This window comes from Halomonas caseinilytica (assembly GCF_001662305.1).
Classification (GTDB): domain Bacteria; phylum Pseudomonadota; class Gammaproteobacteria; order Pseudomonadales; family Halomonadaceae; genus Halomonas; species Halomonas caseinilytica.
Window position 1 is genome coordinate 191,208 of sequence record NZ_BDEP01000017.1, and the last position, 13,388, is coordinate 204,595.

The window sequence follows — 13,388 nt, forward strand, 5'->3', positions numbered from 1 at the left end:
AAGGAGCCTTCTTTTACCGTCAGCGGGGATGCGGGTCAACCGCTCTCCCGGGGTGCCACCTTGGCTGGTATGATCGCGCCATTGCCCACAGGGCCTGAATGGGGCCCGACCGTTTACAGGAGAATCGCGTGTCAGATTTCGACTATGACCTGTTCGTCATCGGAGCGGGGTCCGGCGGTGTGCGTGCCGCCCGCACTGCCGCCGCCACCGGAGCTCGGGTTGCCGTCGCCGAGGACCGTTATCTCGGTGGCACCTGCGTCAATGTCGGCTGCGTGCCGAAGAAGCTGTATTCCTATGCGGCCCACTTCCATGAAGCCTTCGAGGATTCCGGTGGGTTCGGCTGGCAATTGGCCGAGGAACCGTCATTCGACTGGGCGACCCTGCGTGACAACAAGATCGGCGAGATCAAGCGCCTCAATGGCATCTATGGTCGCCTGCTGGATAATGCCGGCGTGCGCCTGATCAATGGTCGCGCCAGTGTGGTCGACGCACACCACGTCGAGGTCGGTGGTGAGACGATCAGTGCCGAGAAGATCCTGGTCGCCGTGGGCGGCTGGCCCTGGGTGCCGGATTTCCCGGGCAACGAGTTGACCCTGAACTCCAACCAGATCTTCGATCTCGACGACTTCCCGCAGCGCTTCCTGGTGCTCGGCGGCGGCTACATTGCCGTGGAGTTCGCCAGCATCTTCAATGGATTGGGCAGCGAGTCCCATCTCGTCTATCGCGGCGAGCTGTTCCTGCGCGGGTTCGACAACGAGGTGCGTGAATTCACCCGCGACGAGATGGCCAAGAAGGGCGTCAATCTGCATTTCAACACCAACATCGAAGCCATCGAAAAGGTGGCGGGCGGCCTCAAGGTTACCCTCACCGACGGTCGCGTGCTGGAAGTCGATGCCGTGCTCGCCGCCACCGGGCGTCGGCCGCATCTGGCGGGGCTTGGCCTCGACCGCCTCGATGTCGCGACCAACGACGATGGCTCCCTCAAGGTCAACGAGCGTTTCGAGACCTCGGTGCCTTCGATCCTCGCACTCGGTGATGTCACAGGTGGCCCCGAACTGACGCCGGTGGCGCTGGAAGAGGCCATGAAGCTGGTCGAGCACCACTTTGGCGACTCCACCCCCGAGTCGCTGGATTACGAACGTGTGGCGACTGCCGTGTTCTGCCATCCCAACATCGGTACCGTTGGTCTCTCGGAAGAGGCGGCCCGTGAGCGTTTCGAGGCAATTCGCGTCTACAGTGCCGACTTCCGTCCCATGAAGCACACGCTCTCCGGCAGCAGCGAGCGCAGCCTGATGAAGTTGATCGTCGACGACGCCAGCGACGTGGTGGTCGGTGCTCACATGGTGGGCGAGGAGGCCGGCGAGATCATCCAGGGCATCGCCATCGCCGTGCGCGCCGGGCTGACCAAGGCGCAGTTCGACCAGACGGTGGGCATCCATCCCACCGGCGCCGAGGAATTCGTGACCATGCGAAGCCCGACACGCCGCTGACGCTCTTCGGGCCAGCTTGTCATGGCGATGTCATTCGGACGGGCCACCCTCAAGGGTGGCCCGTCGCGTTTTGCGCATGGTCAGAACGAATGTGGGCTAAGCTACATGAATGGAAAACGGAAGGAACCGCCACAGACGCGGCCTGAGGAGTAGATCATAATTTTGTATTATGGATTTTAGCGAGCAAGATAACCTGGTTTTTGAAATGGCCATAAGTGGCTGTTATGATGCCGATCAAATTCGCTACAGCGAACCATGACAATGAACGCAACCACAGAGCCCTTTACGCCCTCCGCCGACTTGGCCAAGCCCAGCGTGGCCGATGCCGTGGTCGGCCACGAGGCCTCGCCGCTCTTCATTCGCAAGCCCAGCCCCGACGACGGCTGGGGCATCTATGAACTGGTCAAGTCCTGCCCTCCTCTCGACGTCAACTCTGCCTACGCCTATCTGTTGCTGGCCACGCAGTTTCGCGACAGTTGTGCCGTGGCCACCAACGAGGAAGGGGAGATCGTCGGTTTCGTTTCCGGCTACGTGAAGAGCAATGCGCCTGACACCTATTTCCTCTGGCAGGTCGCCGTAGGCGAGAAGGCACGCGGCACCGGCCTGGCCCGCCGCCTGGTGGAGGCCGTGATGACGCGCCCGGAAATGGCCGAGGTGCACCACCTCGAAACCACGATAACGCCTGACAACCAAGCCTCCTGGGGCCTGTTCCGTCGTCTTGCCGACCGCTGGCAGGCGCCGTTGAACAGCCGCGAATACTTCTCCACCGATCAACTCGGCGGTGAGCATGACCCGGAAAATCTCGTTCGCATCGGCCCGTTCCAGACCGACCAGATCTGAGCCGGCACGCCGCCGCGCCGGCCCGGTACGGGCCGGCTGCCCGTCTTCTCGATTCATCACTTTCATCCCACAGGAGGTCGCAATGCAGACCCAGACCCTCGAACGCATGGAGTCCGACGTCCGGACCTACTCTCGCTCCTTTCCGGTGGTCTTCACCAAGGCACGCAATGCTCGTCTGACCGACGAGGATGGTCGCGAGTACATCGACTTCCTGGCAGGCGCCGGCACCCTGAACTATGGCCACAACAACCCGCATCTCAAGCAGGCCCTGCTCGACTATCTCGACAGCGACGGCATCGTTCACGGGCTGGACTTCTGGACGGCCGCCAAGCGCGACTACCTCGAAACCCTGGAAGAGGTGATCCTCAAGCCGCGTGGTCTCGAGTACAAGGTCCACCTGCCCGGGCCGACGGGGACCAATGCCGTCGAGGCGGCCATTCGCCTGGCGCGCGTCGCCAAGGGCCGTCACAACATCGTCTCCTTCACCAACGGTTTCCACGGCGTCACCATGGGGGCGCTGGCGACGACCGGCAATCGCAAGTTCCGCGAGGCCACCGGCGGCGTGCCGACCCAGGCGGCGTCCTTCATGCCGTTCGATGGTTACCTCGGCAGCAGTGCCGATACCCTCGACTATTTCGAGAAGCTGCTTGGCGACAAGTCTGGTGGTCTGGACGTGCCGGCGGCAGTGATCGTCGAGACGGTGCAGGGCGAGGGCGGCATCAACGTCGCCGGTCTGGAGTGGCTCAAGCGGCTCGAGAGCATCTGCCGCGCCCATGACATCCTGCTGATCATCGACGACATCCAGGCGGGTTGCGGCCGGACCGGCAAGTTCTTCAGCTTCGAGCATGCCGGGATCACGCCGGACATCGTGACCAACTCCAAGTCGCTGTCCGGTTACGGCCTGCCGTTCGCTCACGTGCTGATGCGCCCCGAACTCGACAAGTGGAAGCCCGGTCAGTACAACGGCACCTTCCGTGGCTTCAACCTGGCCTTTGCCACCGCCGCTGCCGCCATGCGCAAGTACTGGAGCGACGACACCTTCGAGCGCGATGTGCAGCGCAAGGCACGTGTTGTCGAGGAGCGCTTCGGCAAGATTGCCGCCTGGCTGAACGAGCAGGGCATCGAGGCCTCCGAGCGTGGCCGTGGCCTGATGCGCGGCATCGACGTGGGTTCCGGCGATATCGCCGACAAGATCACCCATCAGGCGTTCGAGAACGGCTTGATCATCGAAACCAGCGGTCAGGATGGCGAAGTGGTCAAGTGCCTGTGCCCGCTGACCATTCCCGACGAAGACCTGGTCGAGGGGCTGGACATTCTCGAAGCCAGCACCAAGCAGGCCTTCGGCTGATCGCCTGAGGTTCGCCATGGGGCCAGCCCATGGCATCACTGTATCGGCCGGCCAGTGTGTGGCCGGCCAGTCACTGATTCACCGGAGAATCGACATGATCGTTCGCAATCTCGAAGAAGCGCGCCAGACCGACCGTCTGGTCACCGCCGAAAACGGCAACTGGGACAGCACCCGTCTGTCGCTGGCCGAGGATGGCGGCAATTGCTCCTTCCATATCACCCGCATCTTCGAGGGCACCGAGACCCACATCCACTATAAGCACCACTTCGAAGCGGTCTACTGCATCGAGGGGGAAGGTGAAGTGGAAACCCTGGCCGATGGCAAGATCTGGCCCATCAAGCCGGGTGACATCTATATTCTCGACCAGCACGACGAGCACCTGCTGCGTGCCAGCAAGACCATGCACCTGGCCTGCGTGTTCACACCGGGCCTGACCGGCAACGAAGTGCACCGTGAAGACGGTTCCTACGCACCTGCCGATGAAGCCGACGACCAGAAGCCGCTGTAAACCGGCATCGCCGTCTGCCATCTCGCACGAAGCGCCCCCGGTCATTGATCGGGGGCGCTTCGTTGGTCGCTTCGATCTCACCGGTGCGGATCGCCAGAGGCTGGACATGCCGGATTCTTCATGCCTATGATCGCGCCATGATTGACTCATCGTCCAGCTGTCGTCACTCCAGCGATGATCGGGGCGTGCCCAATGACCTGGTCAGCGAGCTTCTTCGCGGCATGCGTCTGAGCGGCATCCAATACCGCCGCATTCAAGCCGCTCCCCCCTTCGGTATCGAAGGGTTTGGCACCATCGCTGGATGGGCCCACTTTCACTTCATTGCCCGAGGACCGGTGTATCTGCGCAGCCCCGGCGGTGCCATGCATCGCCTCGAGGCCGGCAATGCGGTGCTCCTGCCGCGTGGCGGCTCTCACGCGCTGCTTTCGTCGCCGGATCAATCCGCCAGTCGTGATATCTCCAGCTGCGAGGCCGCTCCTCTCTGCAAGGCCGTCAGTGCGGTGCGCAACGGTTCTCCCGAAGCCTGTCAGGAAAACGGGGTCGTCATCTTCAGCGGTTGCATGGAGTTCGATCTCGGCGGCATGCATCCGCTCGTCGGCTTGATGCCTGAGGTGATGCGCGTCGATACGCTCCTGGAGCGCCATCCCGAGATGCTGCCGATTCTCCAGGCCATGGAACGCGAAGCCAAGGCCGAGCGGGCAGGCTTCGCGAGCATTCTGTCGCGTCTTGCCGATGTCGTCTCGGCCTTCATCGTGCGTGGTTGGGTCGAGTGTGGCTGTGGTGATGCCTCCGGTTGGGTCGAGGCCCTGCGCGATCCCAGACTAGGGCGCGTTATCGCCGCCATGCATCGCGAGCCCGGGCGTCAATGGACGGTCGCCGAGCTGGCAAAGCAGATGGGCAGCTCGCGATCGGTCTTCGCCGAGCGCTTCTTGACCGTCACCGGGCTGACTCCTCATCGCTACATGACCGAGTTGCGCATGCACCTGGCCACTCAGTGGATCGGTCGGGACGCCCAGCCCATCGACGTCGTCGCCCAACGCCTCGGCTATGGCTCTCAGGCAGCCTTCAGCCGCGCCTACAAGCGAGTGACGGGCCGCTCGCCCGGTGCAGTACGTGCTGAGGCAAGGCACGACAGGCTTCGGGCTTGAGGCAGGCGCCGCACCGGACGTGCTCGCTCAATCGGGACGTCGGCCAAGCGCTTCGGCCAGCAACCTCGCGGCGGGGCCGAATGGCGCATCGACGCGCCGGGCGAGATAGGCGTCGGAGCGGCGTCGACGACCGTGCCTGCCTCGCACTGCCAGCTCTGCCAGCCGACCTGCACGAAGATCCCGCTCGACCTGCCATACAGGGAGGTACCCCCAACCGACGCCGGCGAGGATGAGCGCGTGCTTGGTGTCCTGGGTATTCACGCGACAGGTGCGTGTCGAGATGACACCGAAGTCGCGTCCCCTGGAAGGGGGCGATGGGTCAGATTGCACGATCTGGAGGTGATCGGCGAGATGCAGGCTGTCGAGAGGTTCGTCATGGCGCGCCAATGGATGCTCCGACGCCACGACGGCGACGAGCTCCACCGGCGAGAGCGCCTCGAGTTCGACACGTGGGTCACGAAAGTGATCGCCCACCATGATGGCCAGTGCACAACGCTCGTCGAGCAATGCCTGCAGGGGACCTGCCAGGGGTTCGACGTCGACCCTGAAGGCGACGGAGGGGTAGTGGGCCAGGGTTTCGGTCATGGCCTTGCCCACTTGATGGATGGGAAACAGGGTATCGACGACTAGGGGCAACGCCAGCTCGACACCTTCGCCCAGCCCGTGGGCCCGTGCTCGCATCGCGTCGACACGCAATAATATATCCCGTGCGTTCTCCAGCAGGGCGCGTCCTTCCGGCGTCAATATCGGGCGATGGCCCGAGCGATCGAACAGCGAGACCTCCAATTGTGCCTCGAGATTGGCGATCGCCACGCTGACACCGGATTGAACGCGGGCTAGACGTGCCGCACCGGCGCGAAAACTGCCGCTGTCGGCCACAGCGACGAAGGTGCGCAGTTGGTCGAAGGTGAGGGCATCCAGCATGATCATCTCCCATGATCAATTTGATAAAAATTTTATCACTCCCCAGCATAAGGCAACGACACTATCCTGCCCCTCGATGGACGTTTCGCTTCTCCTTGATCGAGGTGTTGCATGGATACTTCCCTGACTCCCAGAACCGCATCGATCTCCACCGATTGGCATGCCGTCATGCTGATCATCGGTTCCGGCATCGCCGCCTCTTTGCAGGTCGGCAAGGTGGCGATCGCCACTCCCTTGATTCAACAGGACATGAGTGTCGGGCTGGCAGCGGCCGGCTGGCTGATGGGCATCTTTTCGTTCCTCGGCCTGCTGGGCGGCATGCCGGTCGGTACAGTGGTCGCTGCTTTCGGCCACAAGCGCATGCTGCTGGCAGGGCTGGGTTGCCTAGTGTTGGGTGCCATATTGGGCGCACTGGCACCAGGTTTCACGTTGCTGCTGGTGTCACGCGTGGTCGAAGGAGCGGGGTTTTTGATCATCATCGTGGCGGCGCCCGCGATACTTCCGTACGTCGTCGACACTCGCCATCAGGCGCTCGCGTTCGCCATGTGGAGCTGCTTCATGCCGGGAGGCATGGCGCTGGCCATGCTTGTCGGCCCCTGGTTCGAGGCCTGGCGCATCCTATGGTGGGGCAGTGCCGTGATTGCGGCGATCATGGCCTTGGGCGTCATGCTCGCGGTACCCGCTGCAGCGAGGGAAGACATTGCATGGCATGGAAAGCTCCGGGACATGCTCGACACCCTGCGCACGCCGGCTCCCCTGGTGCTCGCCGGAGTCTTCGCTTTCTATAACCTGATGTTCTTTGCGCTGTTCAGCTTTTTGCCGATCCTGCTGATGGAACGCATGGCGGTCAGCCACCAAGCCGCCGGTGCGTTGAGCGCTCTGGCCACCAGTGCCAATATCCTCGGCAACCTCGCCGCAGGAACCCTGCTTGCACGCGGAGTGGGGCGAGTTTTCTTGCTGGCGGCGGCCTCGCTGATCATGGGCGTGACCGGATTGGGAATCTTCCTGTCAATGTTACCGGCGTTGCCGACGTTCTTGCTGTGCATGCTGTTTCTGGCGGTCGGTGGCTTGATACCCGCCACCTTGCTGGCCAGTGCCCCAATCTTTGCACCAAGGACTGTCTTGACGCCTCTGGTCGTCGGACTCTTGATGCAGGGAAGCAACCTTGGGCAGGTCATCGGTCCCGTGGCCATCGGCGACGCCATCGAGTGGCATGGGTGGACGGCAGCCGGCCTCATCGTCGCTGCCGTGGCGATCCTGACCGCCATGCTGGCTCAGGCGCTGTGTCGCCCACACATGGCATGACACATGGACTGAGCCGGCTGAGGAGGGCGGCAAGCTGTTAGACTGCAAGATGCCTCGACATCAGGAGGCGGCCGGGCCGCCCGCACATCCGATTGCCAAGGACCAACGATGACTGCACAGCAACGCCTCAGCCTGGGGCTCCCCGATGCCCGGCGCCTGCTGGCCCGCCATCATGGCCGACAGGGGTCGCTGGCGACGGTGATCCAGCGGCTGGGCACCATTCAGTTCGACCCGCTTGCACCGCTCGGCACCAATCCCGATCTGGTGCTGCAATCACGCGTGCCGGGTTATCGGCAGGGCGACTGGCAAGATGCTGCCTATCGTCGCCGACTGCTGGTCGACGGGTGGGACAAGCAGGCCAGCCTGATTCCTCCCGATCAGTGGTGGGCTCAAGCTCCTTTCCATCACTGGTTCGCGCGGCGTTGGCAACAGCGCGGCGTGGACATCGACTCGCCGGAAGCCCGAAACCTTCTCGATCAGGTAACACAGCAAGGCCCCTCGACCAGCCTTGAATTGGGCGATCAACGATCCGATCCGGCCTTGCGCGGCAGCTGGTATGGCCCCAAGCGCTCACGCCATCTGCTCAAGGCACTGTGGGATTCCGGACGCTTGATGACGCATCATCGCGTCGGTGGTCGGCACGCTTATGATCTGCCCGAGCGCGTGCTGCCGAATGGTGCCTGCACGGTGGAGCGCGACGAAGATGACGCCCTGGAGCACTTGATCGTGCGTCGCGTTCAGGCTGCCGGGCTATTGCGTCCGGCGGCCGATGCCGCTGTCTGGTTGCTCCCTTGTCAACGCACCGAACGCGACCGTATCGCGTCCCGAGCGCTCGACCAGGGAAAATTGGTCGCCTTGGATGTGGCAGGCGAGTGTCACTGGGCCACTCCCGAGGCCGTTTCATGCCTGGATGATGCCGGCTCGTTCAACGACTCGGATCAAGGCATGCGTTTTCTCGCGCCACTCGATCCGCTGATGTGGGATCGACGCGGCATTTGCCGAGTCTTCGGCTTCGATTACGTCTGGGAGGTCTACAAGCCCCGGAAACAACGGCGTTGGGGTTATTACGTACTGCCGGTGCTGTGGCAGGATCGGTTCGTCGCGCGATTCGATGCCCAATGCCGAGAGGGCACCCTGACCATTCTTGCCTGGCATTGGGAAGACGATATCGTCTCGTCCCGGCTTCCCGACGGCATGGCCGAGGCGCTGCAGCAAGCCGCCCGTCGCTTTCTCGACTATCTAGGCGCCGACCGGGTCGTGTTGCCCAGAGGCCTGGGCCGCCAGGCGCGATACGCATGGCAAAGCGCGCTCAAATGACATATCGTCCGTTATTCATGCTTTCGTATGACTCCATGACAGGATACATGACCATGAAACGGACCTTTCGCAGCATCATTCCCGCGATGATTCTCGCCATGCCCATTGCCTTCGGGCAACAGGCCCTTGCCGACGAGGTGGATTCACTCTGTCAGTACAAGGTGGAAGCCATCCAGAAGCAGCTTCGTATCGCCGAGGAGTACGGCAATGAGCATCGTGTGCGAGGCCTGAAGAAGGGACTGGAAAATGTGCAGCGCCACTGCACCAATGACAGCGTCATCAAAGACGCTGAAGAAGACGTCAGCGAGAGCATGACCGAGGTTCGAGAGCGTCAGGACGAATTGTCCGAGGCCCAGCGCGAAGGCGACGAGGACGATATTCGCAAGCACAGCGAGAAACTCGAAGAAGCTGTCCAGGAGCTTCGCGAGCACCAGGACGAGCTGGAAGCCCTCCAAAGCAAGCGATAAGGAAAAGACAGCCGTCGGGAAATCGCGGTGGCCATGCCTGGCAGTGGAGCGTTCAGTTGGATTCCACACGAAGCATGGCCATGTCTTGGCATATCTAATTTAACATAATATGCATTCTGCGAAGTACTGGTTAGCTGCCAAGAATCGGATCAATGATCAAATATTCGGGAGTCTCTGGTATATACCGTCCGGCGACGGTCGCTCTATCCTGCCCAGCCAACGAGTCACTTCGGCAAGGATAGGAGTCTGCGATGAATGATGTCTCACAACGGACCCCGCCGGCATGGAGCGCGGTCTTCTCGATGACATTGGGCGTTTTCGGCTTGGTAACGGCAGAGTTCCTGCCGGTGAGCCTGTTAACCCCCATGGCTGCGGACCTGGCGATCACCGAAGGCATGGCCGGACAAGCCGTGACCGCGACCGCTGCGGTCGCACTGGTGACCAGCCTGTTGATCACGGCCGCCACTCGGCGAATCGATCGACGCTACGTGCTGTTGGCATTTTCAGGGCTTCTGGTCATTTCCAATCTGCTGGTGGCGTACGCACCGAACATGCCATCACTGCTGCTCGGCCGGGTTCTGCTGGGCGTCGCGCTGGGCGGTTTCTGGACCATGTCGGCGGCCACGGTGATGCGGTTGGTGCCCGAGGACAGCGTGCCACGAGCGCTCTCGATGATCTTCAGCGGTGTTTCGGTGGCCACCATCGTCGCCGCGCCCATGGGCAGCTTCTTCGGCGAGATCATCGGTTGGCGCAATGTCTTCTTGATTGCCGCGCTGTTCGGGGCACTGGCCTTTCTCGTGCAACTGGCCACCTTGCCACGCATGGCGACAAACGCTCGAACACGCCTGAAAACCCTGTTCGAGGTTCTACAACGCCCGATGGTCGGTCTCGGCATGCTGGCCGCCGCCATGATCTTCGCGGGACATTTCGCGTTCTTCACGTATATTCGTCCCTTCCTCGAGACCGTCACCCGCGTCGATGTGAACGGCATGTCCAGCATCCTGCTGGGCTTTGGGCTGGCCAATTTCCTGGGCACCTTCCTGGGGGGCTTCATGCTCGAACGCAACATGCGCCTCACGCAAATCGTGATGCCGGCGACGATGGGCATCCTTGGCCTGGGGCTGGCGGGCGTCGGTGGCGTCCCGCTGCTCGATGCCATGATGATTGCGCTCTGGGGCATGACATTTGGCACCGTGCCGGTGGCATGGTCCACCTGGCTGACCCGCACGGTCCCCGATGAAGCCGAAAGCGCAGGCGGTCTACTGGTAGCAGCGATTCAGTTCGCGATTGCCAGCGGTGCGGCCGTCGGAGGGCTGATCTTCGATGCCGGTGGCGCCATCGGCGTCTTTATGGTGAGTGGCTCGGTGCTACTGTTGGCGGCGCTGCTCATTCTCTTCGGCATCAAGGCTCAAACGGCCGCCGCGACCTGATGGATACCATGAGGGCGCCAACATGGCGCCCTTCCTTCGTTCATATTCTGCTAATCTCCCACGGTGATCACCCCGCGTCCGTCGGGATCACGCCCGGGCGATAATTCCCGTATCATGGCGCCCCCGGACCGTCATCGTGGACACCGGAGGGCCGGCTCCTTATCATCCCTGCAGTTCACTATCCCGTTCACGTCAGTGTAAAGGACACCCACGATATGCCGAATCGCCCAACATTGATGTTATCGCTCTTCGGCTCAATGGCATTACTCGGAGGGTGCGCCCTGCCGTCTTCGCAGCAGCAGGAACCCCCGCCGCCCGTGACGGCGACACAGTTCGAGGAAGGCATCCAGCGCCTGGAAAGCAATCTTGCCGCCCGCTGCGAGAACCAGTCGCATCTGCTGTCGTTGCAGAGGATGGAACAGAGGACACTGACGGCCGATGTGCGTGAGGTCGGCAGTCTATTGCGGGGCATGCGGGGCGACATTGCCGCCCTGGACGACAGCAAGGGCAAGGAGACGACCAAGATCGTCACCGAGTGCCAGGCAACCGATGACAGGTTGGCCAACAAGGAGCTACTCGGGCGCAGCGAGTGGATCGGCCTGCCGAACGTCGGCACCTACCTGCAGGCTCGAGTGGATTCCGGGGCTGACACCTCTTCGCTCAGTGCCAATGACATCACTAGCTTCGAACGGGATGGCGAAGACTGGGTGCGCTTCAAGCTCGGTCTCGACGACGAGGACAGCGTGGTCGAGAGCGTGAGGGACAGCTGGCTCGAAGCACCGGTAGAGCGTCGTGTACGAATTACGCAGGCATCGGGCGAGGAATCTCGGCCGGTCATCGAGTTGCTGATGACCCTCGGGCCGATCCGCGAGACGGTCGAATTTACCCTGACCGATCGTCGTCAACTCGATTATCCGGTCCTGCTCGGGCGTCGCTTCCTGATGGACATTGCCATCATCGATGTCGCCGAGGACTTCCTTCATGAGCGTCCCGAGTTCCCGCGGTCATCCGAACGTGTGGATGACGCCGGCAAGGCGGAAGACGAAACATCCTGATATACGGATATATTTTTACCTGATTCGCCAAGGAAGTTGAGATGTCCCGACTGCCCTTCTATGTCATCGTTGCCCTGTTGCTGGTTGCCGGCATCGGCTTGAGCATTCACCGCCATGTCCAGTTCGAGGTACCCTGGACGCCGGGCGAACAGCGACAAGTCTGGGAGATCGAGGCTCAGGTCAACTTCCTGGCCGATGGCGGACCCGCCAAGGTGGAGATGGCACTCCCCTCCACCCAGCAAGGATTCCGGGTCCTGACCGAGCATACGGCATCACCAGGCTACGGGCTTTCCTTCCTCGAGGAAAACGGTAGTCGTCGGGCCCTCTGGACGATACGCGATGCCACCGGCAGCCAGCAGCTCTATTACAGCAGCCGCATCCAGGTAGCCCCTCAGGCGCGCGCCTCCGAAGTCCCGCCTCCTGCTCCGACGTCAGATGTCGTCTGGGAACGCCCCTACGACACGGCGGCCTCCCAGGTCATCGACCGTGCCTGGTCACGCAGCGCTGACCCTTTCACCTTCACACGCGAGCTGATTCGTGAGTTCAGCGAAGAGCGTCAGGGGGAAAACGCCCGCCTGCTGCTGACACAGTTCGATCGCGTGCCGCTGCTGGTTCGCCTGCTCAACCAGGCCGGCATCTCGGCACGCGAGGTCAGCGGCTTGATGCTGGAAGACGGCCGTCGCCGGCAGAGCCTGACGCCCTGGATCCAGGTCTACGACGGAGAAGAGCAATCGCTCTTCGACCCGTCTACCGGCAAACAGGGACGCCCCGACAATCTTCTTCTCTGGGAGAACGCTGGACAATCGGTGCTCGAGGTCCAGGGCGGCACCAACTCCCAGGTCTATTTTTCCATGCTGTCGCGCAACCAGCCGGCCGGGGCTGCCATCCGCAGCCGCATGGCCGAGACATCCGACACCATCCTCAACTTCTCGATCCACAGCCTGCCCCTCGAGGAACAGGCACTGTTCCAGACGATCCTGCTGATTCCCATCGGAGCCCTCGTCGTCGTCCTGCTACGCGTGCTGGTCGGCATCAAGACGTCAGGCACCTTCATGCCGGTGTTGATCGCCCTGGCCTTTATCCAGACGACCCTGGCGACCGGCCTGATAGGCTTCTTGCTGGTGGTGGCCGTGGGCCTGGTGATCCGGAATTACCTTTCCTATCTCAATCTGCTATTGGTGGCGAGGGTCACGGCAGTCATCATCACGGTGATCGCCATCATTTCCCTGTTCTCGGTGCTGTCCTACCGCATCGGACTGAACGCCGGCCTGACGATCACCTTCTTCCCGATGATCATCCTCTCCTGGACCATAGAGCGCATGTCGATCCTCTGGGAAGAGGAAGGCCCCAAGGAGGTTCTGATCCAGGGGGGTGGCAGCCTGCTGACAGCAGTACTGGCTTACCTGGCCATGAATAACCCCTGGATTCGCCATATCACCTTCAACTTCCTCGGCGTGCAGCTGATCCTGATGGCACTGATCCTGATGCTCGGCAATTACACCGGCTATCGCCTGCTGGAGCTGCGTCGCTTCAAGCCGGTCACGGAGGACTGAGCC

12 protein-coding genes are annotated in these 13,388 nt (G+C 62.1%); 11 read left to right on the forward strand and 1 reads right to left on the reverse strand.

Annotation, left to right across the window (positions count from 1 at the left end; all coding sequences use genetic code 11):
• The first annotated feature begins 128 nt into the window (after nucleotides 1-128).
• The 5 genes from gorA (at nucleotide 129) to A9O65_RS12705 (ending at nucleotide 5,334) form a co-directional block, all read left to right on the forward strand.
• Complete coding sequence (gorA, locus tag A9O65_RS12685; RefSeq protein ID WP_254783085.1) at nucleotides 129-1,490, forward strand: glutathione-disulfide reductase; 1,362 nt, start codon at nucleotides 129-131, stop codon at nucleotides 1,488-1,490.
• Between the two features lie 261 nt (nucleotides 1,491-1,751).
• On the forward strand, nucleotides 1,752-2,330 hold the full coding sequence (gene ectA / locus A9O65_RS12690; protein ID WP_013332344.1) for a diaminobutyrate acetyltransferase: 579 nt from the start codon (nucleotides 1,752-1,754) through the stop codon (nucleotides 2,328-2,330).
• An 82-nt stretch (nucleotides 2,331-2,412) separates the two neighbouring features.
• On the forward strand, nucleotides 2,413-3,678 hold the full coding sequence (gene ectB / locus A9O65_RS12695; protein ID WP_064698457.1) for a diaminobutyrate--2-oxoglutarate transaminase: 1,266 nt from the start codon (nucleotides 2,413-2,415) through the stop codon (nucleotides 3,676-3,678).
• A 94-nt stretch (nucleotides 3,679-3,772) separates the two neighbouring features.
• The gene (locus A9O65_RS12700; RefSeq protein ID WP_013332346.1) at nucleotides 3,773-4,186 is read left to right on the forward strand and encodes an ectoine synthase; all 414 of its coding nucleotides are present in this window, start codon (nucleotides 3,773-3,775) and stop codon (nucleotides 4,184-4,186) included.
• A 137-nt stretch (nucleotides 4,187-4,323) separates the two neighbouring features.
• Nucleotides 4,324-5,334, forward strand: coding sequence for an AraC family transcriptional regulator (locus tag A9O65_RS12705; RefSeq protein ID WP_064702285.1), 1,011 nt, complete (start codon nucleotides 4,324-4,326; stop codon nucleotides 5,332-5,334).
• A 27-nt stretch (nucleotides 5,335-5,361) separates the two neighbouring features.
• On the opposite strand, the gene A9O65_RS12710 is transcribed toward A9O65_RS12705, so the two are convergent.
• Nucleotides 5,362-6,258, reverse strand: a complete 897-nt coding sequence (locus A9O65_RS12710; protein WP_064698651.1) for a LysR family transcriptional regulator — start codon at nucleotides 6,256-6,258, stop codon at nucleotides 5,362-5,364.
• A 111-nt stretch (nucleotides 6,259-6,369) separates the two neighbouring features.
• Between A9O65_RS12710 and A9O65_RS12715 the strand changes: the two genes are divergently transcribed.
• The 6 genes from A9O65_RS12715 to A9O65_RS12740 all read left to right on the forward strand — a co-directional run bounded on the left by A9O65_RS12715 (nucleotide 6,370) and on the right by A9O65_RS12740 (nucleotide 13,385).
• Nucleotides 6,370-7,563: an MFS transporter gene (locus A9O65_RS12715; protein ID WP_064702286.1), complete on the forward strand. Its 1,194-nt coding sequence runs from the start codon at nucleotides 6,370-6,372 to the stop codon at nucleotides 7,561-7,563.
• A gap of 108 nt (nucleotides 7,564-7,671) precedes the next feature.
• Nucleotides 7,672-8,880 carry a DNA glycosylase AlkZ-like family protein gene (locus A9O65_RS12720; protein ID WP_064702287.1) on the forward strand — a complete coding sequence of 403 codons (1,209 nt, stop codon included), beginning with the start codon at nucleotides 7,672-7,674 and terminating at the stop codon, nucleotides 8,878-8,880.
• Between the two features lie 53 nt (nucleotides 8,881-8,933).
• Nucleotides 8,934-9,347 (forward strand): DUF1090 domain-containing protein, encoded by a 414-nt coding sequence (locus tag A9O65_RS17375; RefSeq protein ID WP_064702288.1) that lies wholly within the window; start codon nucleotides 8,934-8,936, stop codon nucleotides 9,345-9,347.
• A 251-nt stretch (nucleotides 9,348-9,598) separates the two neighbouring features.
• The gene (locus A9O65_RS12730; RefSeq protein ID WP_064702289.1) at nucleotides 9,599-10,777 is read left to right on the forward strand and encodes an MFS transporter; all 1,179 of its coding nucleotides are present in this window, start codon (nucleotides 9,599-9,601) and stop codon (nucleotides 10,775-10,777) included.
• 317 nt (nucleotides 10,778-11,094) lie between these two features.
• Nucleotides 11,095-11,832 (forward strand): ATP-dependent zinc protease family protein, encoded by a 738-nt coding sequence (locus A9O65_RS12735; RefSeq protein ID WP_439951527.1) that lies wholly within the window; start codon nucleotides 11,095-11,097, stop codon nucleotides 11,830-11,832.
• Between the two features lie 41 nt (nucleotides 11,833-11,873).
• The gene (locus tag A9O65_RS12740) at nucleotides 11,874-13,385 is read left to right on the forward strand and encodes an inactive transglutaminase family protein (protein ID WP_064702291.1); all 1,512 of its coding nucleotides are present in this window, start codon (nucleotides 11,874-11,876) and stop codon (nucleotides 13,383-13,385) included.
• Nucleotides 13,386-13,388 lie beyond the last annotated feature (3 nt).

Bases quoted from the DNA above. Each gene is read 5' to 3' on its own strand.
- ectA (WP_013332344.1), top strand. From the start codon at position 1,752: ATGAACGCAACCACAGAGCCCTTTACGCCCTCCGCCGACTTGGCCAAG.
- ectB (WP_064698457.1), top strand. From the start codon at position 2,413: ATGCAGACCCAGACCCTCGAACGCATGGAGTCCGACGTCCGGACCTAC.
- A9O65_RS12700 (WP_013332346.1), top strand. From the start codon at position 3,773: ATGATCGTTCGCAATCTCGAAGAAGCGCGCCAGACCGACCGTCTGGTC.
- A9O65_RS12705 (WP_064702285.1), top strand. From the start codon at position 4,324: ATGATTGACTCATCGTCCAGCTGTCGTCACTCCAGCGATGATCGGGGC.
- A9O65_RS12710 (WP_064698651.1), bottom strand. From the start codon at position 6,258: ATGCTGGATGCCCTCACCTTCGACCAACTGCGCACCTTCGTCGCTGTG.
- A9O65_RS12715 (WP_064702286.1), top strand. From the start codon at position 6,370: ATGGATACTTCCCTGACTCCCAGAACCGCATCGATCTCCACCGATTGG.
- A9O65_RS12720 (WP_064702287.1), top strand. From the start codon at position 7,672: ATGACTGCACAGCAACGCCTCAGCCTGGGGCTCCCCGATGCCCGGCGC.
- A9O65_RS17375 (WP_064702288.1), top strand. From the start codon at position 8,934: ATGAAACGGACCTTTCGCAGCATCATTCCCGCGATGATTCTCGCCATG.
- A9O65_RS12730 (WP_064702289.1), top strand. From the start codon at position 9,599: ATGAATGATGTCTCACAACGGACCCCGCCGGCATGGAGCGCGGTCTTC.
- A9O65_RS12740 (WP_064702291.1), top strand. From the start codon at position 11,874: ATGTCCCGACTGCCCTTCTATGTCATCGTTGCCCTGTTGCTGGTTGCC.